The sequence below is a fragment of the Agromyces subbeticus DSM 16689 genome, assembly GCF_000421565.1.
In the GTDB taxonomy this organism is placed as follows: Bacteria; Actinomycetota; Actinomycetes; order Actinomycetales; family Microbacteriaceae; genus Agromyces; species Agromyces subbeticus.
Genome location: NZ_ATXG01000001.1, coordinates 31,914 through 58,258 on the forward strand (window position 1 = coordinate 31,914; position 26,345 = coordinate 58,258).

General features: G+C 70.4%; 27 protein-coding genes. 13 read left to right on the forward strand and 14 right to left on the reverse strand.

The window, feature by feature from the left end:
- Positions 1–6: 6 nt before the first annotated feature.
- The 3 genes from H521_RS0100160 to H521_RS0100170 all read right to left on the reverse strand — a co-directional run bounded on the left by H521_RS0100160 (position 7) and on the right by H521_RS0100170 (position 3,359).
- Positions 7–1,323, reverse strand: a complete 1,317-nt coding sequence (locus H521_RS0100160; protein ID WP_022891007.1) for an MFS transporter — start codon at positions 1,321–1,323, stop codon at positions 7–9.
- 243 nt (positions 1,324–1,566) lie between these two features.
- Complete coding sequence (locus tag H521_RS0100165; protein ID WP_022891008.1) at positions 1,567–2,772, reverse strand: ROK family transcriptional regulator; 1,206 nt, start codon at positions 2,770–2,772, stop codon at positions 1,567–1,569.
- Between the two features lie 2 nt (positions 2,773–2,774).
- Positions 2,775–3,359: a TetR/AcrR family transcriptional regulator gene (locus H521_RS0100170; protein WP_022891009.1), complete on the reverse strand. Its 585-nt coding sequence runs from the start codon at positions 3,357–3,359 to the stop codon at positions 2,775–2,777.
- Positions 3,360–3,459: 100 nt separating this feature from the next.
- On the opposite strand from H521_RS0100170, the gene H521_RS20510 reads away from it, so the two are divergent.
- The 3 genes from H521_RS20510 to H521_RS0100185 are packed head-to-tail and all read left to right on the forward strand — an operon-like array spanning position 3,460 to position 7,843.
- Positions 3,460–4,734 (forward strand): MFS transporter, encoded by a 1,275-nt coding sequence (locus H521_RS20510; RefSeq protein WP_022891010.1) that lies wholly within the window; start codon positions 3,460–3,462, stop codon positions 4,732–4,734.
- On the forward strand, positions 4,734–5,525 hold the full coding sequence (locus tag H521_RS24745) for a phosphatase PAP2 family protein (RefSeq protein ID WP_022891011.1): 792 nt from the start codon (positions 4,734–4,736) through the stop codon (positions 5,523–5,525). The genes H521_RS20510 and H521_RS24745 overlap by 1 nt, the downstream gene beginning before the upstream one ends.
- Entirely contained in the window at positions 5,522–7,843 is a 2,322-nt protein-coding gene (locus tag H521_RS0100185; RefSeq protein ID WP_022891012.1) for a glycoside hydrolase family 3 C-terminal domain-containing protein, read from the forward strand. The genes H521_RS24745 and H521_RS0100185 overlap by 4 nt, the downstream gene beginning before the upstream one ends.
- A gap of 85 nt (positions 7,844–7,928) precedes the next feature.
- Here H521_RS0100185 and H521_RS0100190 read toward each other — a convergent pair whose 3' ends face one another.
- Positions 7,929–8,501: a TetR/AcrR family transcriptional regulator gene (locus H521_RS0100190; protein ID WP_022891013.1), complete on the reverse strand. Its 573-nt coding sequence runs from the start codon at positions 8,499–8,501 to the stop codon at positions 7,929–7,931.
- A 58-nt stretch (positions 8,502–8,559) separates the two neighbouring features.
- On the opposite strand from H521_RS0100190, the gene H521_RS0100195 reads away from it, so the two are divergent.
- The 4 genes from H521_RS0100195 to H521_RS0100210 all read left to right on the forward strand — a co-directional run bounded on the left by H521_RS0100195 (position 8,560) and on the right by H521_RS0100210 (position 10,928).
- Positions 8,560–9,150 (forward strand): dihydrofolate reductase family protein, encoded by a 591-nt coding sequence (locus tag H521_RS0100195; protein ID WP_342663043.1) that lies wholly within the window; start codon positions 8,560–8,562, stop codon positions 9,148–9,150.
- 149 nt (positions 9,151–9,299) lie between these two features.
- A complete protein-coding gene (locus H521_RS0100200) occupies positions 9,300–9,656 on the forward strand; it encodes a hypothetical protein (RefSeq protein WP_022891015.1) in 357 nt (118 codons plus the stop codon).
- Entirely contained in the window at positions 9,653–10,174 is a 522-nt protein-coding gene (locus tag H521_RS0100205; protein WP_022891016.1) for a hypothetical protein, read from the forward strand. Before H521_RS0100200 ends, H521_RS0100205 begins: the two co-directional genes overlap by 4 nt.
- A gap of 55 nt (positions 10,175–10,229) precedes the next feature.
- A complete protein-coding gene (locus tag H521_RS0100210; RefSeq protein ID WP_026481721.1) occupies positions 10,230–10,928 on the forward strand; it encodes an RraA family protein in 699 nt (232 codons plus the stop codon).
- 18 nt (positions 10,929–10,946) lie between these two features.
- Here the strand turns inward: H521_RS0100210 and H521_RS0100215 are convergent, their stop codons facing one another.
- Both H521_RS0100215 and H521_RS0100220 read right to left on the reverse strand, forming a co-directional pair.
- On the reverse strand, positions 10,947–12,092 hold the full coding sequence (locus tag H521_RS0100215; protein ID WP_022891018.1) for a sensor histidine kinase: 1,146 nt from the start codon (positions 12,090–12,092) through the stop codon (positions 10,947–10,949).
- Positions 12,079–12,822, reverse strand: a complete 744-nt coding sequence (locus H521_RS0100220) for a response regulator transcription factor (RefSeq protein WP_051159139.1) — start codon at positions 12,820–12,822, stop codon at positions 12,079–12,081. The genes H521_RS0100215 and H521_RS0100220 overlap by 14 nt, the downstream gene beginning before the upstream one ends.
- Positions 12,823–13,020: 198 nt before the next feature.
- Between H521_RS0100220 and H521_RS0100225 the strand changes: the two genes are divergently transcribed.
- The 4 genes from H521_RS0100225 (at position 13,021) to H521_RS0100240 (ending at position 16,459) form a co-directional block, all read left to right on the forward strand.
- A complete protein-coding gene (locus H521_RS0100225; RefSeq protein ID WP_022891020.1) occupies positions 13,021–13,497 on the forward strand; it encodes a thioredoxin family protein in 477 nt (158 codons plus the stop codon).
- A 3-nt stretch (positions 13,498–13,500) separates the two neighbouring features.
- On the forward strand, positions 13,501–14,247 hold the full coding sequence (locus tag H521_RS0100230; RefSeq protein ID WP_022891021.1) for a cytochrome c biogenesis CcdA family protein: 747 nt from the start codon (positions 13,501–13,503) through the stop codon (positions 14,245–14,247).
- A 162-nt stretch (positions 14,248–14,409) separates the two neighbouring features.
- Entirely contained in the window at positions 14,410–16,041 is a 1,632-nt protein-coding gene (locus H521_RS0100235) for a helix-turn-helix domain-containing protein (RefSeq protein WP_022891022.1), read from the forward strand.
- A gap of 109 nt (positions 16,042–16,150) precedes the next feature.
- Positions 16,151–16,459 carry a hypothetical protein gene (locus H521_RS0100240; RefSeq protein ID WP_022891023.1) on the forward strand — a complete coding sequence of 103 codons (309 nt, stop codon included), beginning with the start codon at positions 16,151–16,153 and terminating at the stop codon, positions 16,457–16,459.
- Here H521_RS0100240 and H521_RS20520 read toward each other — a convergent pair.
- From H521_RS20520 to H521_RS0100255, 3 genes are all read right to left on the reverse strand, one after another.
- Entirely contained in the window at positions 16,449–17,894 is a 1,446-nt protein-coding gene (locus H521_RS20520; protein WP_022891024.1) for an alpha-hydroxy acid oxidase, read from the reverse strand. The genes H521_RS0100240 and H521_RS20520 overlap by 11 nt on opposite strands.
- A 74-nt stretch (positions 17,895–17,968) precedes the next feature.
- Entirely contained in the window at positions 17,969–18,754 is a 786-nt protein-coding gene (locus H521_RS20525; RefSeq protein ID WP_022891025.1) for a FadR/GntR family transcriptional regulator, read from the reverse strand.
- An 81-nt stretch (positions 18,755–18,835) separates the two neighbouring features.
- A complete protein-coding gene (locus tag H521_RS0100255; protein ID WP_022891026.1) occupies positions 18,836–20,002 on the reverse strand; it encodes an NYN domain-containing protein in 1,167 nt (388 codons plus the stop codon).
- A 155-nt stretch (positions 20,003–20,157) separates the two neighbouring features.
- Between H521_RS0100255 and H521_RS0100260 the strand changes: the two genes are divergently transcribed.
- The gene (locus H521_RS0100260) at positions 20,158–21,126 is read left to right on the forward strand and encodes an aldo/keto reductase (RefSeq protein WP_022891027.1); all 969 of its coding nucleotides are present in this window, start codon (positions 20,158–20,160) and stop codon (positions 21,124–21,126) included.
- A 74-nt stretch (positions 21,127–21,200) separates the two neighbouring features.
- On the opposite strand, the gene H521_RS0100265 is transcribed toward H521_RS0100260, so the two are convergent.
- Together H521_RS0100265 and H521_RS0100270 are read right to left on the reverse strand one after the other, a co-directional pair.
- The gene (locus H521_RS0100265; RefSeq protein WP_022891028.1) at positions 21,201–22,184 is read right to left on the reverse strand and encodes a serine hydrolase domain-containing protein; all 984 of its coding nucleotides are present in this window, start codon (positions 22,182–22,184) and stop codon (positions 21,201–21,203) included.
- A 23-nt stretch (positions 22,185–22,207) separates the two neighbouring features.
- Entirely contained in the window at positions 22,208–23,134 is a 927-nt protein-coding gene (locus H521_RS0100270; RefSeq protein ID WP_022891029.1) for a 2-hydroxyacid dehydrogenase, read from the reverse strand.
- Positions 23,135–23,189: 55 nt separating this feature from the next.
- On the opposite strand from H521_RS0100270, the gene H521_RS20530 reads away from it, so the two are divergent.
- Positions 23,190–23,711 carry a hypothetical protein gene (locus H521_RS20530; RefSeq protein ID WP_156891223.1) on the forward strand — a complete coding sequence of 174 codons (522 nt, stop codon included), beginning with the start codon at positions 23,190–23,192 and terminating at the stop codon, positions 23,709–23,711.
- A 25-nt stretch (positions 23,712–23,736) separates the two neighbouring features.
- On the opposite strand, the gene H521_RS0100280 is transcribed toward H521_RS20530, so the two are convergent.
- From H521_RS0100280 to H521_RS20535, 3 genes are read right to left on the reverse strand one after another with little or no spacing between them, the layout of a single operon-like run.
- Positions 23,737–24,534: an amino acid ABC transporter ATP-binding protein gene (locus H521_RS0100280; protein ID WP_022891031.1), complete on the reverse strand. Its 798-nt coding sequence runs from the start codon at positions 24,532–24,534 to the stop codon at positions 23,737–23,739.
- 10 nt (positions 24,535–24,544) lie between these two features.
- Entirely contained in the window at positions 24,545–25,351 is an 807-nt protein-coding gene (locus H521_RS0100285; RefSeq protein ID WP_022891032.1) for an amino acid ABC transporter permease, read from the reverse strand.
- Positions 25,352–25,395: 44 nt separating this feature from the next.
- Entirely contained in the window at positions 25,396–26,256 is an 861-nt protein-coding gene (locus H521_RS20535) for an ABC transporter substrate-binding protein (protein ID WP_169513951.1), read from the reverse strand.
- Positions 26,257–26,345 lie beyond the last annotated feature (89 nt).

Sequence of the window (26,345 nt, forward strand, 5' to 3'; positions counted from 1 at the left end):
GTGCTCCTAACGAACGCTCTTGATGGGAATGAGAACGAGCGCCGCGGCGATGACTGCGACGATACCGAACACGAACAGCACGGGGTACCCGCCGAACGAGGCGATGATGACGCCCGCGATCGCCGGGCTCAGCGCCTGCGGAATGTTGGTGGCGACATTCAGGATGCCGAGGTCCTTGCCCGCGGCCGCGCCGCCACCGGGCAGCACCTCGGTCATGAGGGCCGCATCGACCGACATGTACAGGCCGAACCCGACGCCGTTGATGATGCTCATGACGATCATGCCCGTCATGTTCGGCATGAGCAGCGGTGCCGCGAGACCGGCGACCATGATCACGGATGCCGCGTAGATGAACACCTTGCGCCGGCCGATCCGGTCGCTCCACCAGCCCGAGAGGCCGATCGCGATGAGGGTCGGCACGAACGCCACGAGCGTCAGCGTGACGACCGCGCCCTGCGCCTCGCCGAGGGGCATGCCGATGTAGTCGGTGAGGATGTAGAGCTGGAACGCGGTGACCACGAAGTAGCCGAGCACGAGGAGGAACCGGGCGGCGAACGCCCAGGCGAAGTCGGGGTGCTTGCGGGGGTTGATCCAGAAGCCGGCGAAGAACTGCTTCCAGCTCCAAGTCGGCACCGCTGCTTCCTTCGATGACCAGTCGCGATTGACGAGCACGAAGAGCAGGGTCACCACGATCACCGCGATGCCGAAGGCCGAGTAGCCCACGCCGATGTTCGCGGCGAGTGCGCCCGCGAGCATGATGCCCACGGTCATGCCGATCTGCGAGCCGATGCCGAACATGGCACTCGCAGCGCCCCGCTTCTCGCGTGGGAAGCGGTCGGGCGTGAGGGCGCTGAGCGGACCCTGCAGCGCGTTCAGCGAGACCTGGATGATGACCCAGAACACGGCGATCCAGACGAGCGAGGTGAGCGAGCCGAGGCCGAGCAGGAAGACGCCGCCGATCAGGGCGCCGCCGACCATCCACGGCGTGCGCCGGCCGAAGCGCGAGCGGGTGCGGTCGCTGAATGCACCGACGATGGGCTGCGCGAAGAGCGTGAAGACGAATGACACGGTGGACACGATCGCGAGGTTCGCGACCTTGTTCTGCTCATCGAGGAGCGCGATCTGGGTGGGCAGCAGGATCGCGATCAGCCCGCCGTAGGTGGCGAAGAGCGTGAGTGCTGTGGCGAGGATGCCGGGCAGCAGCGCCCGCGTCGGCGGCGGGCTCTGCGGGGCTTCGCCGGGCATCGGCGCCGCGGCGGAGATCGCGCCGGTCGGGGCGACCAGGGTGGTCGGGTCGTTGGAGGCAGGGGGCTGGATGGACAACGGGGCTCCTCTTCGTTGAGAACGGCCGGGTGGTGCTGCAGGGCGCCGGAGTGAAAACCGAATGACGCTCGGCAATGAGTATGCGCGGAATCCGCCAGGAATTCAACCGTTGAACTAAATGGGGCGGATGGTGGGCGCGCGGGAGTACCCGATGTGCGGTGGAGGTTCGTACATGCACACTCATCGGGCACTCCAGCACCGAACGGGTCCTCGGGCAGCGCGGCGGGGCGGGGCGGGGCGCGGCTAGACGCCGAGCCGGCCCGGGTCGGCGAGCAAGCGGTCGCGGGCGGCGCGCACCGCGCCGACCAGGGCGGCGTCGGCGCCCAGTCGGCCGGCGACGACGATCGGCACTGCGGATGCCGCGGCCGGCGGTGTCGCGATCGCCGGTCGATTCGCGCGGAACTCACGCTCGATCGAGCTCGTGTGCGCCGCCCAGAATCCGCCGATCACGATCGCGGCCGGGTCGGTGGCGAGACACAGCACCTGGAGGGTGCGGCCGATCCAGGGCAGTGCATCGCGCCAGGCGGCGCTGGCGGCCGGCTCCCCGGCGGCGATGCGCGCAGAGAGCTCCTCGAGAGCTGCCGCAAGCCCCCGCTCGCTGATGAGTCCGCTGAGACCCGCCCGCCCGAGCAGCACGTCGGGCCCCGCGACCGTGACGAGGCAACCGCGCTGGCCGCACGCGCAGCGCTCGCCGTCGGGCACCAGCGCGAGGTGGCCGAGCGCTGCGCCGACGCCGTGGGCGCCCTCGACCGTGCGCCCGCCCGAGACGATCGCGCCGCCGATGCCCGAGTCGCTCTTCAGGTAGACGAGATCGTCGATGCCGGGCAGCCGCGCGCGCTCGGCGCCGGCCGCGAGCCAGCCGTCGGAGGCGAGGGTGGTCGTCTCGGGCAGCGACGGCAATCGCCGGCGCAGCGCGGCGAGCACGTCGACGCCGCCCCAGCCGAGGTCGGTGTCGGCGAGCACGACCGCCGGATCGCCGCCGACGGGGGCGAAGACGACGACGCTCGAATCGGCCACGACTCGGCCGAGTTCGGCGGCTGCTTCGAGGGCCTCGCCCGTGACGTCGGCGAGCACGTCGAGCACCGCGTCGGGTGCGCCCATCGGGCGACCGTGGCGCGCAGAGACGCGGAACAGCTCGTCGCCGGCGAGCGTCGTGAGCACGGCGGTGGCGACATCGGCGTCGAGCTGGCCGACGAGGATGGCGACGTCGGCGGCCACGAGCTCGAGCCGCGTGATCGGCCGGCCCTTGCCGCTCGCGACCGGGTCGGTCTCGACCAGCACGCCCGTCTCGGTGAGTGCGCTCGCCAGTGCGGTGACGGCGCCGCGCGTGAGGCCGGTCGCGTCGGCGATCTCGCTGCGCGCGCTCGGCCCGGTGCTCGCGATGTGCTCGAGCACGACGGTGAGGTTGTGTCGGCGCACGTCGCCCGAGACGAGGCTGGGCCGCGGCATCCTCAGGGCTTTCGCGTGACGAGGTTCCAGAAGCTGCGGATGTGCTCGACCATGTCGAAGGAGGGGTCGAGCATCCACTGCGTCTGCAGGCCGTCGGTGGCCGCCACGAGGAGGGCGGCCGTGCTGTCGACATCGATGTCGGCACCCACGCGGCCGGCGGCCTGCTCCCGGCGGATGAGTTCGGCGAACGCACCCCTGATCGTGCCGTACCGCGCGATGAAGAACTCGTGCGCGGGATGCGCGGGGTCGCCTGCAGCCTCGGTCGAGACCTGCGCGTAGAGCTGCACGAGCCCTGGCACGTCGGTGTTGTGGGCGACGAGGGCGAGCAGGCCGTCGATCGACTGCTCGGTGTCGATGCCGTAGCTGGCCATGTCGACGTCGTCGCGCTTGCGCAGGATCTCCTGGAAGAGCTCCTCCTTCGACGCGAAGTAGTGCAGCAGCCCGGCCTGGCTGAGTCCGACCGCATCGGCGAGCTCGCGCACGCTCGTTCGGCGATAGCCGTTGCGCGCGATCACGTCGAGCGCCGCCGTGAGGATCTCCTCACGTTTCGCAATGCCCTTCGCGTACGAACCTCGTGGTGCCGCCATACCTGCATGGTACGGAAGTGTGGTTGCGAATGAAAACCGAGCGATGTATGGTTTTGCCACCCGCCTCACCGTTGAGGCCCCGAAAGGACCACACATGACAATGGCGTCTGCCCCCGCGTCCACCGTCGAACCCGACGGAATCGATGAACCACGACCGCTCGTGCACGGCACGGTCAAGCGACTGCTCGGCTGGATCATTCCGGCGAACCTCTCGATCTACATCCTCTGGGGCGCGATCCCCACGGTGCTGCTGCCGCTCCAGATCGCGGGCATCGACCCGGCGAACAAGGTCGCCAACCTCACGATCATCACGACGATCGCCGCGTTCGCCGCGATGCTCGCGCAGCCCCTCGCGGGCATGATCTCCGACCGCACCCGCTCGAGGTTCGGGCGCCGCGCGCCGTGGATGGTCGCGGGCGTGCTCATCGGCGGTCTCGCCCTCGTGGGCATGGCGCTCGCGAACGGGCTCGTGCAGATCGCCATCGCCTGGATCATCGTGCAGATCGCCTACAACTTCGCTCAGGGCCCGCTGAGCGCGATCCTGCCCGACCGCGTGCCGCGTGCCGCTCGCGGCACCTTCGCGGCGCTCGCCGGCATGGGCGCCATGCTCGGTGCGCTCGGTGGCCAGATCGCGGGTTCCATGCTGCGATCGAGCATTCCGACCGCCTACCTGCTGCTCGCCGGGCTCGCCCTCATCGTCATCGTGCTCTTCGTCGTCTTCAACCCCGACCACTCGAGCCGCGAGCAGCAGAACCCGCCGTTCTCGATGCGGGCCTTCCTCTCGACGTTCTGGGTGAACCCCGTCAGGCACCCCGACTTCTTCTGGGCCTTCACCGGGAGGCTGTTGCTCTACACCGGCTACTTCGCCGTCACCGGGTTCCAGCTCTACATCCTCGCCGACTATATCGGCCTCGGTGAGGAGGGCGCCGCGGCCGCCATCCCGATCTTCGGCCTGCTCAGCCTCGTCGGCATGATCGCCGCGATGCTCGTCGGCGGCCCGCTCTCCGACAAGCTCGGCCGTCGCAAGGTCTTCGTCTTCGCGTCGTCGGTCATCGTCGGCGTCGCGTTCCTCGTGCCGCTCGTCATGCCCACATACACGGGCTGGCTCATCTTCACCGTGATCGCGGGCATCGGCTTCGGCATGTTCCAGTCGGTCGACCAGGCTCTCATGAGCGAGGTGCTGCCCTCGAAGGACTCGTACGCGAAGGACCTCGGCGTCGTCAACATCGCGGCCACGCTGCCGCAGACCCTCGCGCCGGCCATCGGCGGTGCGATCGTGCTCGCCTTCGGCGGGTACGCCGCCCTGTTCCCGGTCGGCATCGTGCTCGCCATTCTCGGCGCCTTCGCCGTCTGGCCGATCAAGGCGGTGAAGTGATGGCGGATGCCGCCGCGGCATCCGCCCCGCCGAGCGCTCGCCCGACCGTGGCCGGCGGGCCAGGGACATCCGCTGCACCGACGCGTCACCGGCCCCGCGGCCTGCTGATCGCCGGAGTCGCGGGCCTCGCCCTCTTCGTGCTCTTCGCGTTCGCAGTCGTGGCCGACGTCGAGCATCCTCTGACCCAGCCCCTCGACGACGCCTGGCGGTCGGCCTTCGGCAGCGGGCCCGGCGTCGGGCAGGCGAGCTGGGCGGTGCCGATGTTCTTTCAGTACCTCGGCGAGCTGCCGGGGGCGGTGCTGACGATCCTGCTCATCCCGGCGTGGCTCTTCATCGTCGGGCGCTGGCGCTCGGCGCTCTTCTTCCTGAGCGCCGAGTTCGGCGGCAGTCTCGTCGTCTCGCAGCTCACGAAGAACCTCGTCGACCGGCCACGGCCCGCCGAAGATCTCGCGAACGGCCTCTTCGGCCCGCTCTTCTCGGTCGACCACGGCTCGTTCCCGTCGGGGCACGCCGTGAGCGCCGGCATCCTGCTCGTCGCCGTGGCGGCCCTGCTGCCGGCGGCGAAGCGCAACGTCTGGTGGAGCGTCGGCGGCGCCATCGCCGTCGGCATGATCTGGCAGCGCACCCTCATCAACGCGCACTGGTTCTCGGACGCCGTCTTCGGCATCGTCGGCGGCGCGTCAGCCACCCTCGTGCTGTGGTGGGCGTTCGCGCCGCTGCTGCGCGCGGACTACGGAAAGCCCCTCTTCCGGCGGAGGATCACATCACCGGCACACGAAGGAGCATCATGACCGACACCCTGAACCCGACGGATGCGGCGGCATCCGTCCTCGATCGCCCCGCGGCGGAGATCGTGGCCGACCTCACCCTCGAAGAGAAGGCCTCGCTCACGAGCGGCGCCGACTTCTGGACCACGAAGCCCGTCGAGCGCGTCGGACTGCCCGCGATCATGCTGACCGACGGCCCGCACGGCGTACGCAAGCAGCGCGAAGACAGCGACCACCTCGGCCTCGCCGACAGCGTGCCGGCTACGTGCTTCCCGCCTGCCGTCGCGCTCGGCTCCTCGTTCGACCCCGGCCTGCTCGAGCGCGTCGGCATCGCGCTCGGCGAGGAGTCGCAGGCCGAGGGCGTCGCGGTTCTGCTCGGCCCGGGCATCAACATCAAGCGCTCGCCGCTGTGCGGCCGCAACTTCGAGTACCTCTCGGAAGACCCGATCGTGTCGGGGGTGCTCGGCTCGGCGCTCGTGCGCGGCCTGCAGTCGCAGGGCGTCGGCGCGTCGCTCAAGCACTTCGCCGCCAACAACCAGGAGTCCGACCGCATGCGCGTGTCGGCCGACATCGATCCGCGGCCGCTGCGCGAGATCTACCTCCGCGGCTTCCAGCGCGTGGTCGAGAGCGAGCAGCCGTGGACGGTCATGTGCTCGTACAACCGGCTGAACGGCGTCTACACCTCGGAAGACCCGTGGCTGCTGAACTCCGTGCTGCGTGACGAGTGGGGCTTCGACGGACTCGTCGTCTCCGACTGGGGCGCGGTGAACGACCGGGTCACGGGCGTGGCCGCCGGCCTCGACCTCGAGATGCCCGCCTCGCAGGGCCGCACCGACGCCGAGCTCGTCGCCGCCGTGCGCAATGGATCGCTCGACGAGTCGGTGCTCGACACCGCGGCTCGCCGCGCCGTCGAGCTCGTGCAGAAGGCGGTCGCGGGTCAGCGCCCTTCGACGGGCTCAGGGAACGAGGGGGGCTACGACGTCGACGCCCACCACGCGCTCGCCCGCGAGGCGGCAGGTGCATCGATCGTGCTGCTGAAGAACGAGGGTGCCGTGCTGCCACTCGCGCGTGACGCATCCGTCGCCGTGATCGGCGAACTCGCACGCACGCCGCGCTACCAGGGCGCCGGCTCCTCGCTCATCAACCCGACCCGGCTCGACTCCGCGCTCGACGAGATCCGCGTGCTCGCCGGCGCCGCCGGCGCCGAGGTTCCCTTCGCGGCCGGCTACGGCGACGACGGCGAAGGCTCCGACGAGCTCACCGCCGAGGCGGTGGCCGCGGCATCCGATGCCGACACCGTGCTGCTCTTCCTCGGCGTGCCCGCAGCGCAGGAGTCGGAGGGCTTCGACCGCGACGACCTCGAGCTGCCGGCGGCCCAACTCGCGCTCGCCGAGGCCATCGTCGCCGCGAACCCGCGAACGGTCGTCGTTCTCTCGAACGGCGGCGTCGTGCGCCTCTCGACGCTCGCCGAGCAGGTGCCCGCGATCGTCGAGGGCTGGCTGCTCGGCCAAGCCGGCGGCGGCGCGGTCGCCGAGGTGCTCTACGGCGTCGTGAACCCGTCGGGCCGGCTCGCCGAGACGATTCCCGTTCGGCTCGCCGACAGCCCCGCCTACCTCGACTTCCCGGGCGAGCACGGTCACGTGCGATACGGCGAGGGCCTCTTCGTGGGCTACCGCTGGTACGACGCCCGCGAGCTCGAGGTGTCGTTCCCGTTCGGGCACGGCCTCTCGTACACGAGCTTCGAGTACGCGGATGCCTCGGTGGTCGCGGCGGCCGACGGCGTCACCGTTCGCATCACCGTGACGAACACGGGCGGCCGCGACGGTGCCGAGGTCGTGCAGGTGTACACGTCGCTGCCGGGATCCACCGTCACCCGCGCGCCGCGTGAGCTCAAGGGCTTCGCGAAGGTCGTGCTCGCCGCGGGGGAGTCGCGCGAGGTCGAGGTGCACGTGCGTCGCGAAGACCTCGCGTACTGGGACACGCGGGTCGACCGCTGGCTCGTCGAGGGCGGCACCTACATCGTCGAGATCGGGGCGTCGAGCCGCGACATCCGTCAGACCGTCTCGGTGGCCGTCGACGGCGACGCGGCGGGCATTCCGCTCACGATGGAGTCCTCGATCGGCGAGATCCTCGCGCACCCGGTTGCCGGGCCGATCGTGCAGCAGGCGTTCGCCGGCGGCGACGGTGCCGACGGGAGCACGGCCGGCGCGCTCATGGCCGATCCGTCGATGTTCAAGATGATGGCGTCATTCCCGATCGGGCGGCTCGCATCGTTCCCCGGCATGCCGGTGGGGCGCGAGCAGGTCGAGCAGCTGCTCGCGGTGGCGAACGCCCAGGCGTAGCCGACGCGGTCCACGAACGGCGGATGCCTCGAGCCACTGCGGCTCGGGGCATCCGCTGTGTTCGTGGTGCCGGTTGTGTGCGCGATCAGCTCGCCGGCAGCAGGCGCTCGACGAGTGCGTCGACGATCTCGTCGGTCGGCGTGCCGGGGTCGATCGGCGACGTGAGCCGGTCGAAGAGCAGGCCGTCGATCGCGTAGTGGAAGAGTGCGATGTCGCGCCGTCCACCGGGCAGGCCGGCGGCCTCGTTGAAGGCGACGTCGGCGTCGAACGCGGTGCGCTGCCACGCGGTGAGCACTTCGGCGATCTCGGGCCGGCGGGCGCCCTCGAGCCGCAGCTCGAAGAGGGCGAGCGCCACCTCGGAGTTCTGGCTGAGGCGGCGCACGATGTCGCGCAGGTACTCGGCGAAAAGCTCGCGGCTCGGCGGCGAATCGGCGTGCTGCGCGAGGTCGCCCGGTGTCGGGGCGAGGCGCTCGCCGATGCGCGTGACGAGTCCGGCGATGAGTGCGTCGCGGCTGCGGAAGTAGTTCGAGGTCGTGCCGGCCGGCACCCCGGCCGCCGTGTCGACCGCGCGGTGCGTGAGACCGCGCGCTCCGTCGCGGGCGAGCACCTGCAACCCGGCGTCGGCGATCGCGGCTCGTCGTTCGTCGTTTCGCGCCATGCGTCCAGAGTAGCGCAAACCACTACGTGTGTTGTAGTCTTCAACCACTACATTAATCGTGGATGGGACCAACTTGCGAGAACTCGTGTACTACGCCGCCGTCAGCCTCGACGGTTACATCGCCGGCCCTGCCGGTCAATTCGACGCCTTCCTCGCCGAGGGCGACCACATGAACGCCATGCTGGCGCGGTTCCCCGACGCGGCGCCGACCGTCGCCGCCGAGGCGCTCGGCATCACGCAGCCGGCGTCGAGCTTCGACACAGTGCTCATGGGCTGGAACACCTACGCCGTCGGGCTGCCCTACGGCATGACCAGCCCGTATTCTCACCTTCGCCAGATCGTCTTCTCGGGCACCCGCACGGCCGAGGGCGAGGGCGTGACGACGACCGCCGAGAACCCGGTCGAGGTCGTGCGCGTGCTGAAGGCCGAGCCGGGTGCCGACATCTGGCTGTGCGGCGGCGGGGCGCTCGCCGCGGCGCTCGTCGACGAGATCGATCGGCTCGTGCTGAAGGTCAACCCCGTGCTGCTCGGCGACGGCATACCGCTGTTCGCCCCTGGCGCCTATGAGGCACGCTGGTTCGCGCCGGTCGCGACCACCGCCTACGACTCGGGCGTCGTCGTCGCCGAGTACCTCCGCCGGCGATCGTGAGGCCGGGCGCGCACCCGAGCGATCGGGCGGCCGGCCGCAACCCCGTTGACGTGATCGGTCGACTCTCGTAGACCGGAGATGTCGGTGCTTGCGCGCGCACGCCCCGGCGGATTCCGAAGCGAAGCTTCCGAAGCGAACGGAGAGACGACATGACGGTGAAGCTCAACGAGACGGCGCTGCGTCACGCGCGATCGCTCGTGCGCGACGGCAAGGTCGTGCGCGATGAGCGCGACGCCTGGAGCGAGCACGCCCCGAGCGCCGACGACGAGAACGCGTTCATCGACGACGAGGGCTGGACCGACTACGGCAAGTGGTACCTCGGCGTCGACGACGATGACGACCGCGACACGAAGCAGCGGTACAGCTTTCCGTATGGCGACTTCAAGAAGGTGCATCGCTGCGGCGTCATCTCGCTCGAGAGCCGCGCCGGTCAGTACGACCACGACGACATCCGCGACGCGGCCAAGAAGCTGCTCGAGCTGATCGACGACGAGGGGCGATCGTGAGCCGCGGTGCATCACGCGTCGCTCGCGACCGCCGGCGGGAAGCCGCCGCGGCCGTCGTCGCCGCCAAGCGGGCCGAAGCCGAGACGCACAAGCTCGCGAAGGTGCTCTCGCGCGACGCCAGAGCTGATCTCGATCGGGCGACCGCGTCGATCCACGACGAGATCCGGCGGGCCGAGCGGCAGGTTCAGCAGCGGCCGCGGCGCGCGAAGCGACGCGCGAGAAAGGCGGCCGCACGGCTCGAGCGGATGTCGCTGCGGGTCACGGCATCCGTCGGTGGCGGGCGTGCCGGCGCTGCCGGTCGGCCCGGGGCCACCGGGGCTGAGGCGGCGAAGGCGCGCGCGAAGACCATCAAGCGCCGGCAGGCGCAGGCCAAGCAGGCGCAGAAGATGGCGAAGTTCGTGGCCGCGCACACGATCGCCGCGGCGATCATCACGCCGACCGACCAGGAGCGGCGCGAGCACGAGGCGAAGCAGCGCCGTCGCCGGTCCGTGACGAGCGAGGCCGGGGGCTCGCACTGAACGAGGTGTGTGCGTGCGTGCCACACTCGAACCGAACGACTCGGGAGGTTCGACCATGCACGCTGCTGCGGCATCCGTTTCCACTCCGCCCACGGCGGCCATCGCCGATGCCGCACTGCGGCTCGGCATCGAGGCGCGACCCGCTCCGGTGGCGCTGCGCGCCGTCGTGCCCGGCGCTCTCGCGAGCGGGCGGGCGCGCCCGGTGACGCACCTCGGCAGCGTCGACGTGCTGCTCGAGACGATCGACGACGCGTCGCCGGGCGACGTCATGGTCGTCGACAACGGCGGTCGCCTCGACGAGGCCTGCGTCGGCGACCTGATGGTGCTCGAGGCCGAACGCGCCGGCCTCGCGGCGCTCGTCGTCTGGGGGCTGCACCGCGACTCGGCGCAGCTGCTCGAGATCGGCCTGCCCGTCTTCAGCCTCGGCGCCTGCCCCTACGGCCCCCGTCGAGTGCCGCCCGCCGGGCGGCGCATGCCGAGCGCCGTGCTCGACGGGGTGCCGGTCACCGAGGCCGATCACGTGTTCGCCGACGACGACGGTGTGCTCGTCGTTCCGGCCGATCGAGTCGGCGAACTCGTCGAGCTCGCCCGCGCCATCCAGGTCACCGAGACGGCGCAGGCCGAGCGGATGCGTGGTGGTGCGAGCCTGCGCGAGCAGCTCGACTTCACCGGCTATCGTGCGCGCCAGGCATCCGACCCCGAACTCACCCTGCGGCGCTACCTGCAGGAGCGCGGCGGCGCCATCGAGGTGTGACGCGAGGCCCCTTCGCCGTCACGCGCCGAGCGGCGTCTCCCTCGGCAGCAGCAGGTCGAAGCGGCATCCGCCCGGCACGTTGCGCACGGCCACGTCGCCGCGGTGCGCGCGCATGATGCCGCGCACGATGGCGAGGCCGAGACCCGCCCCGCTCGAGCGGCCGTCTTCGAGCGACGGCGTGCGTGCGTGCGACCCGCGCCAGGCGGGGTCGAACACCCGCTCCAGGTCTTCTTCGGCGATGCCGCCGCCGGTGTCGATGACCGAGACGATCGCGTTCTCGCCGACGACATCGACCCCGACCGTGATCGCCGAGTCCTCGGGCGTGTGCTGGATCGCGTTCATCAGCAGGTTGCCGATGGCCCGTGACAGTTCGCGGGGATCGGCCATCACCACGAGACCCTGGGCGAGGGGCGCATCGACGCGGATCTCCCGGCCGCGCGAGACCGGGCGCAGATCGGCGACGGTGTCGCTCACGACGTCGTAGAGCGAGACCTCCTTCAATGAGAGGCGCAGTGTGTCGGAGTCGATCTTCGAGAGTTCGAAGAGGTCGTCGACCATCGTCGAGAGCTGGTCGACCTGAATGCGGATCTGGCGGTGGTACCGATCGACGTCGGGCGCCATGTCGTCTTCGAGCGCCTCGGCCATGGCCCGCATACCCGCGAGCGGTGTGCGCAGGTCGTGCGAGATCCAGGCAACGAGTTCGCGCCGCGAGGCGTCGATGCGTTGCTCGCGTTCGTGAGCCTCGGTGAGCTTCGCGCTCGTCGCGACGAGCTCTTCGGCGAGTGCGTTCAGCTCGCTGTTCGTCGAGCGGCCGGCTGTGTCGAGGCGTTCGCCGGCGCCGATGCGCCGCGCCGCCGCCGAGAGGTCGCGCGAGTTGCGGGCGACCAGCAGGCCGAGCACGGTCACGAGCACGAGCGAGACGACGCCGGAGACCGCGGCGACGGCGACGGCGACGGTCAGGTCGTGCTCGGAGAGGTACATCTCATTGGCCACGCCGATCATGCTCGCCACGACCGCACCGACGGCGGCGAGCACGAGCACGCAGACCTGCAGCACGAGGGAGGATCGTCGCAGGGCGAGCAGCACGAGCACGCCGGCACCGCCGACGATGGCGCTCGCGGTGAGTGCGACCGTGGCGATCGCGAGGAGGTCAGACCATGGCATCGGGGGCACCGCCCGTCGTGAATCGGTAGCCGACCCCCCACACCGTGGTGAGCAGGGCCGGCGAGCGCGGGTCGAGCTCGATCTTCTCGCGCAGTCGCCGCACGTGCACGGTCACGGTCGAGAGGTCGCCGTAGGTCCATCCCCACACCGTGCGCAGCAGGTCTTCGCGGCTGAAGACCTGATTGGGATGCTTCGCCAGGAACTCGAAGAGATCGAACTCCCGAGAGGTCAGTGCGATCTCGGCGCCAGCGCGAGTGGCGACCCTGGCCGAGGGATCGAGCCGGAACCCGCCGAACTCGAGCACGGACTGTGGCGTGAACTCGTCGATCGAGCGCCGCAGCACCGATTGCACGCGCAGCACGAGCTCGCGCGGTGAGAACGGCTTGGCGAGGTAGTCGTCGGCGCCCGCCTCGAGCCCGGCGATGCGGTCGTCTTCGGACCCGAGCGCGGTGAGCAGGATCACGGGCACCGACGAGCGGTGACGCAGCCGGCGGCAGACCTCGATGCCGTCGATGCCGGGCAGCATGCGGTCGAGCACCACGAGGTCGGGATCGATGCGTTCGGCCAGTTGCAGTGCCGCGAATCCGTCGCGGGCCTCGTCGATGACGAATCCCGAAGCGCGCAGGTAGCTCGAAGCGACCTCGGCGACCGTCGGGTCGTCATCGACGACGAGTACGCGACGACCCACCAGGTCTTCGTTGCCGACGGAGGACGGCGCAGCGGGAGACACGTTGACAGCGTACGTCGCCACCCCCCGGCAATCGGAAGGTTCCGGACATCCGTTCGCGTTCCGTAAGGCTCGTGCGGCGGGTGGTGACGGCGTCACGGGTTCGTAAGGTCTCGCGGCGTGCGCGGCGAGTCGACGCCGCTACCGTGGAACCGGTCGCGCCGACGAGCGCGACGCACGAACGCGATCGAAAGGCCCCGGATGCGCACGGCACTGACCCTGGTCGCCCTCACCGCGATGCTCGCACTCACCGGCTGCGCGTCGAACGGGGCGCTCATCACCGACGAACCCGCATCAACGCCCATGGCGTCGGCGCCATCGCCGACATCCCCGGCCGCGACGGAGGCCACGCAGACCGGCCCGGATGTCGCGCCCGGCGCGTATCTCGACTACGCCGACGGCGTCATCGCGGCCACCGAGGGGGCCAAGGTGCTCTTCTTCCACGCGAGTTGGTGCCCCAAGTGCCGCGCGCTCGACGAAGAACTCCGAGCTCAGGGCGCACTGGACGGCCTCACCGTCTTCAAGGTCGACTACGACAGTCGCACCGACCTTCGCCAGCAGTACGAGGTGACGTTGCAGACCACGGTGGTGTTCGTCGATGACGCGGGGGAGAAGATCTCGAGCACGGTGCTCTACGAGGACCCCTCGATCGCCGCGCTCGTCGCTGCGATGCCCTGAGCCATGACCGCGTCGCTGCTGCTCAGCCTCGCCGCCGGAGTGCTCACCGTGGCGGCGCCGTGCGTGCTGCCGCTGTTGCCCGTCATCGTCGGCGGTTCGGTGGTGCGCAGCACGGGCGAGGTCGACCACCGTGCCCGCTGGCGGCCGTACGTCATCGCGGCATCGCTCGCAGTGAGCGTGGTGGCCTTCACCCTGCTGCTCAAGGCCACGACGGCGCTGCTCGGGGTGCCCCCGCAGTTCTGGCAGGCCATCTCGGGCGCGATCGTCATCCTGCTCGGCATCGACCTGCTCGTGCCGGCGTTCTGGGCCCGCATCTCGATGGCACTCGGCCTGCAGGCGCGCAGCGGCGCGATGCTCGACCGCTCGGTGTCACGGCGCAGCTTCGCTGGCGACATCCTGACCGGCGCAGCACTCGGTCCGGTGTTCTCGAGTTGCAGCCCGACCTACGCGCTCATCGTGGCCGCCGTGCTGCCGGTGTCGTTCGTCGAGGGTCTCGGCTACGTACTGGCATATGCGGCGGGGCTCGCCGGCATGCTCCTGCTGGTCGCCCTCCTGGGCAGGGGGCTCGTGCGGCGCCTCGGCTGGCTCGCGAACCCCGAGGGCTGGTTCCGGCGCACGATCGGGGTGCTCTTCATCCTCGTCGGGCTCGCGGTGATCACGGGCTTCGACAAGACCGTGCAGACGGCCATCCTCGACCTCGGCTGGTACGACCCGATCGCCCGCCTCGAGGAGATGATCGGCGCCGGGTGATGCGGGTCGCGGTGGCGCGAGCGGAACACCGCAGTTCGTGCGGGTCGGGCGACCGCCGCGAGGCGATTGCGGCCGAGGGACGCATGCTTGCCCGGGTCACGGTGCAGGCGTACCGTGACCCGTATCCGACGGGTGTGCCGTGCATTCGACGGCGGGAGGCACATGAGCTCCTCGACGGCTCTCGATCGCGGTCGCGCGGCGTTCGCCGAGCACCGCTGGCTGACCGCGTTCGAGGCCTTCGAAGCGGCTGACGGCGACGGCGGGCTCGAAGCGGCTGATCTCGAGCGCTTCTCCACCTCGGCCCTGCTGCTCGGTCGCGATCCCGTCGGCATCGACATCGCGACCCGGGCGCACGAGAGCTTTCTCGACGGCGACGACCCCGCGGGCGCGGCTCGTTGTGCGGCGTGGATCGGCATCTTCCTCACGAGCAAGGGCGATCTGGCGCGCGGCGGCGGCTGGCTCGCGCGTGCGACTCGGGTGGCAGCGGGCGGGCGCGGCGCCGAATCAGCCGGGGGCCTCGCCCGCATCCCCGTCGGCCTCGGTGAGCTGTTCAGCGGTGACGCCGCGGGCGCGGCGCGCACGTTCGCCGAGGCCTTCGCGATCGGCGAGCGGTTCCACGACCGAGACGTCATGGCGCTCGCCCATCTCGGGCTCGGCCAGGCCGAGATCATGCTCGGTCGCACCGATGCCGGGCTCGCGCTGCTCGACGACGTGATGATCGCGGTCACCGCGGGTGAGATCTCGCCCGTGGCATCCGGAATCGTGTACTGCGAGGTCATCGGCAGCTGCCATCTCGCGTTCGACGTGCGCCGCGCGCAGGAGTGGACGGTGGCGCTCGACCACTGGTGCGGCGAGCGGCCCGAGATGGTGATGTTCACCGGCAAGTGCCAGGCGCACCGTGCCGAGCTGTACTGCCTGCACGGCGCGTGGATCGACGCCCTCGAATCGGCCCGCGTGGCGGTCGAGTTGGCCGAACGCGGCGACTGGAACGCGACATTCTCGGGTTGGTACCTGCAGGGCGAGGTGCATCGCCTGCGCGGCGAGGTCGAACCTGCCGAAGCGGCCTATCTGCGAGCCGCGGAGACGGGCTGGCCCCCGCAACCGGGCCTCGCCCTGCTGCGGCTCGCGCAGGGCAATGTGCGATCGGCTCGATCCCTCATCGGCCCCGTCGCCGAACAGGTCGACCCGGCAACCCGGCAGCAGCTGCTGCCCGCGATCGTCGAGATCGAGCTCGCCGCGGGTGACCTCGCGGCCGCCCGGCGGGCCGCCGATGAACTCGCGGCCGCGACGCCGACCGACGCGAAGCCCGTGCGGCGGGCGGTCACGGCACGATCGACGGGTGCCGTGCAGCTCGCCGAGGGCGACGCCCGGGGTGCGCTCGCCGCGCTGCGCACCGCCTGGACGAGCTGGCAGGAGGTCGACGCGCCGTTCGAGGCCGCGCGATGCCGTGTGCTGACGGCGCTCGCGTGGCGCTCGCTCGGTGACGAGGCATCCGCGTCGATGGAGCTGGACGCCGCGCGCGCGGAGTTCCTCGAGCTGGGCGCCACCCCCGACGTGCTTCAGGTCGACGCGCTCACCCGCACCGGCAGGCCCGCCCGGTTCGGTGCGCTCACGCCTCGCGAGCTCGAGGTCGTGCGCCTCGTGGCCGAGGGCAGGACGAACCGGGCCATCGCCGACCTGCTCTACCTCAGCGAGAAGACGGTCGACCGGCACCTCAGCAACGTGTTCGCGAAGCTCGGCGTCTCGTCGCGTGCGGCGGCGACGGCCTACGCCTACGAGCACACCCTGATCTGACGTCAGGGCGGTACCGGCGTGATGGCGGAGCCGGCGACTCCCTGCGGCATCCCGCGAATGGGTGATTCTCCGGATGCCGCAGGGAGTCGCCGTTCGTAGCGTCGAGCACATGGATGTCGCCGTGCTCGCCGGCGTTCTCTCGACCGGCCTCTTCGCCATGAGCTACCTGCCCATGCTGGTGAAGGCCGCGCGCACGAAGGACCTGTCGTCGTACAGCTTCGGCAACCTCGCGATCACCAACGTCGGCAACGCCGTGCACTCCGTGTACGTGTTCAGCCTGCCGCTCGGCCCGATCTGGTTCCTGCACGGCTTCTACCTCGTGGCATCGGTGCTCATGCTCACGTGGTTCCTGCGCTATCGCACGGCGAGGCGACCGGCCGAAACGCCGGCCGCCGCGCCGCGACGAGTCACTTCTTGACGGAGCTGCGAGTCGTCGCGGTCTTCGCCGCCGGGGCCTTCGCCGTGGTCGTCTTCGCCGCGGCGGCCGCGGTCTTCGAGCCCGCCGTCTTCGCGCCCGCCGTCTTCGCGCCAGCGGTCTTCGCCGTCGAGCCGGCGGCACGCGGCGCGCGCACGGTCTTCGGCTTCGCGGCGACGGCCTGCTCCGCGGCATCCGTCACGGGCTTCGGCAGCGCCGTGAATCGCGAGAGCTGCGTGACGTGCTGCGGGCCGAGCTCGTCGAGCGTGGCGACCTCGAGCAGCTTCATCGTGCGCTCGATCTCGCCCCGGAGGATCGAGATCGTCTTGTCGACGCCGCGCCGTCCGCCGGCCATGAGGCCGTAGAGGTAGGCGCGCCCGATCAGCGTGAAGCGGGCACCGAGCGCGACCGAGGCCACGATGTCGGCGCCGTTCATGATGCCCGTGTCGACGTGCACCTCCATGTCGGAGCCGATCTCGCGCACGACGTGCGGCAGCAGGTGGAAGGGAATGGGCGCCCGGTCAAGCTGGCGACCGCCGTGGTTGGAGAGCACGATGCCGTCGACGCCGCGGTCGGCGAGGAGCCTGGCGTCGGCGACGGTCTGCACGCCCTTGACGACGATCTTGCCGGGCCACATCTCGCGGATGATGTCGAGGTCGTCGAATGAGATCGTCGGGTCCATCGCGTGGTCGAGCAGCTCGGCGACCGTGCCGCCCGTCGTCGAGAGCGAGGCGAACTCGAGCGAGGGCGTGGTGAGGAAGTTGATCCACCACGCCGGGCGGGGCAGCGCGTTGATGATCGTCGCGGGCGTGAGCTGCGGCGGGATCGAGAACCCGTTGCGCTTGTCGCGGAGACGGGCACCCGCGACAGGGGTGTCGACCGTGAAGAACAGGGTGTCGTAGCCCGCGGCGGCGGCACGACGCACGAGGGCGTACGAGATCTCGCGGTCGCGCATGACGTAGAGCTGGAACCAGTTGCGGCCGTTCGGGTTCTCGGCCTTCACGTTCTCGATCGACGTCGTGCCGAGCGTCGAGAGGGTGAACGGGATGCCCGCTGCGGCAGCGGCGCCGGCGCCGGCGATCTCGCCCTCGGTCTGCATGAGCCTGGTGAAGCCAGTGGGCGCGATGCCGAACGGCAGCGCGCTCGGGCCGCCGAGCACGTCGCGGGTCATGTCGACCACGGGCACGCTGCGCAGGATCGACGGGTGGAACTCGATGTCCTGGAAGGCCTGACGCGCTCGCGCCAGCGAGATCTCGCCCTCGGCCGCACCCTCGGTGTAGTCGAACGGCGCCTTCGGCGTGCGTCGCTTGGCGATGTCGCGGAGGTCGGCGATGGTCACCGCCCGGTCGAGGCGACGGTCGGTGGGGTTGAGCGTCGGCTTCTTGAACTTCATGAGCTCGGCGAGCTCTTTCGGGTTCGGGAACTGGCGCTGGACCATGGTGCGACTCTGCTTTCTCGTGGTGGGGCTTCTCGTGGTGGGGCTTCTCGTGGTGGGGCTTCTCGTGGTGGGGCTCATGCGGGCGACTCGGGGGTGGTGCTGGCGGGGCTGGGGGTGGCGGTGGGTGCGGACGGGCCGGACGGGCTGGACGGCGGGAAGGTCTCGGCGTAGTAGCCAGAGATGTGGTCGTGGGTGCGGGAGCGTGCGGTCGCGGCATCCGCTGCTCTGATCGCCTCGACGATGCCGCGGTGCTCGGTGCGCAGGCGCGTCGAGGTGGCCGACCAGTCGGCGATGGCCGAGACGCCCTCGAGGGCGTACCCCTCGATGCCGCTGCGGAGGCCCGCCATCGTCGCGGTGATGACCTGGTTGCCGGATGCCTCGGCGAGCGCCAGGTGGAAGGCGGCGTCGAGCGCGAGGAACTCGGTCGGCGCGAGGTCGGGGGAGTCCATCGCGTCGAGGAGGAGGTCGGCGGCGGAGAGGTCGGCGGCGGGTGCGGCGTCGGCGAGGTCTCCGGCGACGGATGACTCGAGGATCAGTCGCGTGCGCACGATGTCGGCCACCGGGAACCCGCTCGCGGCGACCTGCAGCCGCATGAGGGCGGACATGCCCCCACCGGGGGTCGCGATGATGATCGCACCCGAGTTCGGCCCCGAGCCGGCGGCGGTGCGGATGAGTCCGAGTACCTCGAGCACGCGCAGCGCCTCGCGGGCGCTCGAGCGGCCGACGCCGAGTTCGGCCGACAGGGCCCGCTCGCCGGGCAGGCGGTCACCGGGGCGCAGCGCGCCGTCGAGCAGCTGCTGCTCGATGTGCTCGAGCACGGTGCGCCACGCGCGCGGAGCATCGGATGTCGCAGCGCCCATGCCGATCGCCCTCTCGTGTGTGTGGTCAGACCACAGTAGCACGTGTGGTCAGACCACAGGAGGGAGGGGGAGCGAGCGAGCTCAGTCCTTCTTCGGGCGGATGCGCACGCGGCCCCGGCCGGCCTCGTCGAGCTCGACGACTCCGCCGCGCGACTTCAGGAACTCGGTGAATGAGGCGAAGCCGAGCCGGCGCTCTTGGAACGAGGGGTCCATGCGCATCATCTGGTTCTTGACCGCGGTCGACGACTGCCACTCCTCGTCGTTCTTCGCCCGCATCAGCTCGAGTGCCTTCAGCAGCAGGCGGCCCGGGTTGCGCGGGCTGCCCGCCGTGACCTCGTCGTCGATCGGAGCCGGCTCGACGGGTGCGACGAACTGCAGTGCGCGCGCCGACACGCGCTTCGGCTCTTCGACCGGTGCGGTCGCCTCGATCGCGGCCTCGGCGCCCGCCTCGGTCGTCTGCTTCGTCGATGCCCGTCGGCGGCGGGCGGGAGCCTTCGCCGGCTCGGCTCCGGCGGCTTCGGCAGATCCTGCGGCGTCTGCGCCCTCGGTGGCCTCGCCGTCGGCGGGCTCTGACGCGGCTGCAGCTGCGGCGGCTGCCGCCGTGCCCCGGCCGCGCCCGCGGACGGCGGGCGCGGGGGCATCAGTCTCCTCGTCGTCGCTCACGGCGACATCGGTGGCGAGCAGGGTGTCGTAGTCGGCGTACTCGTCGCACGAGGCCGTGAGCGCGCGGCTCGTGCCGCCCGCGACGCCGATGCCGACGACGTAGCGGCCGAGGCGCTTCGCCTTCTGGGCGAGCGCGACGTAATCGGAGTCGCCCGCGACGATCACGATGTGCGAAAGGTCGTCGATGCGGAACATGTCTTCGACCGCGTCGACGGCGAGCCGGATGTCGGCGCCGTTCTTCGTTGCCGAGAGTGGGAAGAGCTGCACGAGGTCGACGGCGCGGTCGATGAGTTGCCCGCGGTAGCTCGCGTTGATCGGCGTCGACCAGTCGGCGTAGGCCCGGGCGATGGCGATCGTGCCGAAGGTGGCGGCGAAGTCGAGCACGGCGTCGATGTCGACGGTCGCCTCGGCGAGCTTCTTCGCAGTCTCGGATCCGGCGGCGGGAGCCTTGCCCGGCGACGTGTCCTTGCGATAGGCGCTGGTCCTGCGCGAGCCCGGCTCGCTGTGCAGCTGGTCGTATCGCGAGATCACGATGTTGTCGAAATCGAAGTACAGGGCGACGCGAGGTTCTGCCGAAATGGCCATGCGTCGAGCCTATGCCCACCCCGCTCGGCTCCACCTGAGCGGTCTTGCGTCATCGGGCGGAACACGCGGGAATAGGCGCATCCGCTCGTCGTTCTCCTCCTGTGTCGGCAGCGCCGATCGAGTTCGCCGACCAGTTTCCGAGACGCAGGAGCAGCATGACCGAGACCAGCACCGCCACCCGCCAGCGCATCGCCGACTCCGAGCTCGAGGTGTTCCCGCTCGTGCTCGGCGGCAACGTCTTCGGCTGGACCGCCGATGAGGCCGGATCCTTCGATGTGCTCGACGCCTTCGTCGCCGGCGGCGGCGACTTCATCGACACCGCCGACGGCTACTCGCACTGGGTGCCCGGCAACGAGGGCGGCGAGAGCGAGCGCATCATCGGCCGATGGCTCGCGGCGCGCGGCAACCGCGACGACGTCGTCATAGCCACGAAGGTGAGCACACACCCGCAGTTCCCGGGGTTGTCGGCGACGAACATCGCAGCCGCTGCCGATGCCTCGCTGCAGCGCCTCGGCACCGATCGCATCGACCTCTACTACGCGCACTTCGATGACGAGTCCGTGCCGCTGGTCGAGACGATCGACGCGCTCTCGGCCCTCGTCGACGCCGGCAAGGTGCGCGCACTCGGCATCTCGAACTACTCGCCCGAGCGCATCGACGAGTGGTTCGAGATCACGGCCGCGAACGGGTTCCACCGCCCCGTCGCGCTGCAGCCGCACTACAACCTCGTCGAGCGCGACTTCGAGCACGGCCTGCGCGAACGCGCCGAGCGCGAGGGTCTCGCAGTGCTGCCGTACTTCTCGCTCGCCAAGGGATTCCTCGCCGGCAAGTACCGGGGAGAAGCGGATGTCGCCGCCCCCGGTGCGAGTCCGCGGGCCGGAGCCGCCGCCGAGTACCTCGACGACCGCGGCCGGCGGGTGCTCGCCACACTCGACGAGGTCGCCGCCGAGCACGGTGTGGACGTGGCATCCGTCTCACTCGCCTGGCTCCGTCAGCAGCCGACCGTCCTCGCGCCGATCGCGAGTGCGCGCACGGTGGGGCAGCTGCCCGCGCTGCTCGCCTCGACGTCGCTCGTGCTCTCGGCCGCGGAGCTCCAGGCACTCGACGCCGCGGCTGCTGGCTGAACGATGCTGCGGGTCGTGGTCGTCGAGCCCTGACGGAGGCGGGAGTCGACGAGCTCAGCCCGCTGCAGGCGAGCTCACGCGCCGGCGGCCACCGCGTTGTGCAGTTCGTCGCCGTCGACGCCGAGTCGACGGAACCCGCCGCCGATGTTCGTGAGCAGCACGAAGCAGACGCCGAGTGACGGCGTGACCCAGAATTCCGCCCCGGCCCAGCCGCCGTGCCCGTAGGAGTCGCGGGCGAGCAGGCCCGGAGCGTTGTTCCGCAGGTTCCAGGTGAACCCCCACTCCTGGCCGCGCGACGCGACGTACGGTTCGAGCTTCACCATGCCCGTCGTGAGGGGCCGCAGCATCGCCTCGACCGTGATCGGGGCGACGACCGTGCCGTCGTTGCGCAGCAGAGCGCTGCCGACGGCGAGCAGGTCGGCCGCCCGCCCCAGCAATCCGGCACCGGGGCTGGCGAGTGCGGCGAAGCGCTCGTAGTCGACGCCCTGCGCGGCCGCGTCGACGACCTCGTGAGGGGACGCCGAGGCGTCGAGCGTGAAGCCCGAGGCCCCGGCGCGCCGGCCGACGGCGGTGACCGCGTCGAACCACGACGTGCCGCCGGCGTGCTCGATCATCGCGGCGATGCCCTCGAAGCCGATGGTCGAGTAACGCGTCGCGGCGCCGGCCGGGAAGTCGCGCCCAGGCGCGAGCAGCAACGAGCGCAGGCCGGGCGTGTCCATCGGCGGCTCGACGATGCCCGAGCTGTGGCTCACGAGGTGCCGGAGCCGCACGACGTCGTCACGGCCGGCGCCGAACTCCGGCACGGCGTTCACGAGCGGGGTGTCTGGCGTCAGGCGCCCCTGCTCGATGAGCCGCAGCGCAGCGAGGCCGACGAGCGGCTTCGTCAGCGAGAACAGCGGGTAGTGGTCGTCGACGGATGCCGCGCGCCCGCGTTCGGTGCCGAAGGCCTCGAGTGCGACGACGCCGGCCGCCGTGGCGATGCCGAGCACCGCGGTGGGCAGGGCGCCGCTGTCGACGTGACGGCGGGCCCAGTCGAAGGCGTGATCGAAGCCGGACATGGTGTTCCTCTCGAGGATCTGCGTCAGCTGCGGAACACGACGTTCAGGGGCTCGTCGCCGCGCAGCATCCGCTCGATCTGCTCGCCCAGCAGCCGCGCCATGCGCGGGATCATCGCGGTCGACGCGCCGCCCACGTGCGGGCTGACGAGCACGTTCGGCAGGGCGAAGAGCGGATGCCCCGCCGGCAGCGGTTCGGGATCGGTGACGTCGAGCGCGAAGCGGAGCCGGCCGCGCTCGGCCTCGGCGAGGATCGCGGCGGTGTCGGCGACCTTGCCGCGCGCGATGTTCACGACGAGGGCGCCGTCGGGCAGTGCGGCGAGGAACGCCTCGCCGATGAGGCCGGTGGTCGATTCGGTGAGCGGCACGCCCACGATCACGATGTCGGCGTTCGGCAGCAGCGTCGGCAGCTCATCGATGCCGCGGATGAAGCCCTGCTCGTCGGAGCGAGCGCGGCTCGCGACTCGCGTGATCTCGACCTCGAACGGTGCGAGTCTGGCCTCGATCGCGCGACCGACGCCGCCGTAGCCGATGAGCAGTACGCGGCGGTCGGCGAGGCTCTCGTGCCGGGCCGGGGCCCAGCGGCCCTCGCCCGCTGCGCGTACGAAGTCGGGGATGCCGCGTTGCGACGCGAGCACGAGGGCGATGGTGAGCTCGGCGGTCGAGGTCTCGTGCACGCTCGCGGCATTGGCGAAGACGTGCCCGGGTGGCAGCGCGGCCGGCACGCCGTCGAAGCCGATCGACTGCGACTGCACGAGGCGAGTGCTCACGCCGTCGAGTGCGCCGAGGCGGGACGCGGCGCTCATGTAGGGCGGCACGACGAGATCGATGTGATCGCCCGGCGCGGGCGCCTCGAGATCCCAGACGACCACGTCGGCGCCCGGGGGCGGCGTACCGAGGGCGTCGCGCAGAGTGGGTCCGGGCACGCTCACGAGCAGTCGGGCTTGCGTCATGCGCCAATCCTTCCAGAACCCGGGTGCTCGTGAGGCGGCTGCTACCTTGACTGGCATGGGACGCGTGGGGGGCCGCGGCGCCGGCCGAACGATGGAAGACGACGGCCAGGCCGTCAAGGAACGCGTCTACGCGGCGTACACGGGTCTGGCCATCGTGCTCGTGCAGCACTCGCACCTCGAACACATCGACGCGACCCGTGCGACGCTCACCCTGTTGATCGGCATCGTCGCGATCACGTCTGCGGGGTACGTCGCCGATATCGTCGCGCACCTCTCCGTGCGAGCGGCGTTTCCGAACCGCGTCGAGATGGGCCGCATGCTGCGGACCGCGGGCACGGCGATCGCGTCGGCGGGCGTACCGCTCGTGCTGCTCGCGCTCGCCGCATTCGGGGTGTTCAGCCTCAACGCCGCGCTGTGGGCGGCGTCGATCGTCTACGTCGCGACCCTCGGCCTGATCGGCTACCTCGCGGTGCGGCGCACCGGGGTGGTCTGGTGGCAGCAGGTGTTCGCCTTCGGCACCCTCGTCGCGCTCGGGCTCACGGTCGTGGTGCTGCAGCAGTACGCCCACGACGCGTGACCGGCCGCGCGCGGTCGCCGTCGTGTCACAGCACCTTCGACAGGAACTGACGTGTTCGCTCGTGCTGCGGCGCGGTGAAGACCTGGTCCGGATAGCCGGACTCGATGATCCGGCCCCCGTCCATCACGATCACCCGGTCGGCGACCTCTCGCGTGAAGCCCATCTCGTGGCTCACGACGATCATCGTCATGCCGGCAGCGGCGAGGTCGCGCATCACCGCGAGCACCTCGCCGACCATCTCGGGATCGAGCGCGCTCGTCGGCTCGTCGAAGAGCATCAGCGCGGGGCGCATCGCGAGCGCGCGTGCGATGGCGACCCGCTGCTGCTGGCCGCCCGACAGCGACCGCGGGCGAACGTCGGCCTTCTCGGCGAGGCCGACGCGGGCGAGCAACTCGTTCGCATAGGCGACGGCGGTGGCCTTCGGCTCGCGCTTGACGTGAACTGGGGCATGCCAGATGTTCTCGAGCACCGTCATGTTCGGGAACAGGTTGAAGTGCTGGAACACGAATCCGATCTCGGCCCGCTGCTGCGCGAGCTCGCGCACCGAGCGTTCCACGAGCCGCCCTCGCTGATTCGTGCGCTGCCCGATGCGCTCGCCGCGCACCGCGATCTCGCCGGCGTCGATGGCTTCGAGGCGGTTGAGCGTGCGCAGGAAGGTCGTCTTGCCCGCACCCGACGGGCCGACGAGCACGACCACTTCGCCGCGCGCGACCTCGAGGTCGACGCCGGTCAGGATGTGCTTGTCGCCGAAGGACTTGTGCACGCCGACGGCTCGCACGATGGGCTCGATGTCGATCGTGTTCGGGGCGGTGTAGAGAGTCATTGCTCGCTCCTCACGCGGCGTCGACGGGCTGGAGGACCGGGGCGGCCACGGCAGCGGCCCTCCGGCTGCGGAGGCCGAAGAGTCGCTTCAGCACTGGCTCGGCACGGGGAAGGCCGGCTTGGGCATTGAGCATGTTCTCGATTCCGGTCTGCGCCAAGGTCCACACGGTCGTGAGGAGCAGGTAGTAGAGGGCGACCACGATGTAGATCTCGAACACCTTGAAGGTCGAGGCGCTCATCGTGCTGCCGATCTGGAACATCTCGGCCACACCGATGATCGAGAGGATCGATGTGCTCTTCATGAGGCCGTTGAAGGAGTTGCCGAGCGGCGGCACCATCACGCGGATCGCCTGCGGCACGATGATCCGGCGCATCGCGCCAAGCGGGGTCATGCCGAGTGAGAGCGCCGCCTCGTTCTGCCCGCGGTCGACGGACTCGAGACCCGAACGGACGATCTCGGAGATGTACGCACTCTCGTTGAGCATCAGGCCGACGATCGCCGCTTGCACGGCGCCCTTGATGAGGGCCCCGAACAGGTCGACGTCCTCGAAGCGGAACAGCCCTGCTGCGGCGAATCCGGTGTAGATGATCACGAGCTGCACGAGCAGCGGCGTGCCGCGGATCACCCAGATGTACAGGCTCGCGAAGATGCGCAGTGGCAGGAAGCGACTGCGGCCCATGAGCGCGATGAGGAGTCCGACCACGAGGGCGAGCGCCATCGCCACCACGGAGATGACGACGGTCAGCGCGAGCCCGTTGAGGAACTGCGGGCTCGGCGTGAGCAGACTCTGCCAGAAGTACGTCCAGTCGAACGCCATGATGACTCCTTCGGTGTTCGGGTGCGGATTTCCGGGCGGCGCGACTATGCGCCGGCAGCGATGTCGGCGCTCTGCACGCCCCACTGCTCGAGAATCTCGTGGTAGCGGCCGTCATCGAGCACGGTCTGGAAGGCCTCGTCGAGCGCCTCGTTGAGCGCGGCGTTGTTCTTCAGGGTCGCCGCGCCGATCTCGATCTTGCCGAACGGCTCCCCGGTCATCTCGAAGTCCCCGTCGGATTCGCGGTGGTAGAAGTCGACGATCTCCGAGGTGTCGATGAATGCGTCGGCCTGTCCGGCGAGCACCTGCTGGATCGCGTTGGTGCCCTCGTCGACGAGCGTGATCTCGATCGGCGCCTCGCCGGAATCGGTGCACTCCTTCGACCGGTTCTCGGCCTCGACGGCGCCCGTGGCACCGGTGATGGCCACGACCTTCGTGCCGCAGAGCGACTCGTCGAACCCGCTGACGTTCTTCGGGTTCGCCTTCGCGACGCCGACCGCGGTGCCGGAGTAGAGGTACGGCACGAAGTTCGCGATCTCCTCGCGCTCGGGCTTGATGTAGAGCGAGCCCATGATCACATCGCACTGCTGAGCCTGGAGCGCCGGGATGAGGCCGGCGAACGCGTACTCCGAGAGCTTCAGTTCCAGGTCGAGCTCGGTTGCGAGTGCACCGGCGATGTCGATCTCGACGCCGGTCAACTCGTTGTTCTCGTCGTAGAAGATGTTCGGCGGAGAATCGCCGGTGCAGATCGTCAAGGCTCCGGGGGAGACGAGCTTGATCGAGTCCGCCGACGAATCCGTCGATCCGGCGCCGGAAGCGCCGGACCCCGCGCATGCGGCAAGCGAAAGAGCGACCGCAAGGGCCGCGGTCACGCCGATGGAACGGTGAAGATAGAACGAACGTGCCACGATCACTCCTAGGTTCGGGGGGTCACTGCGCTGTGTTCGGAGAGTTTGACAGCTGGTAGGACCAACTGTCAATCTGTTCAGTGGGAGGA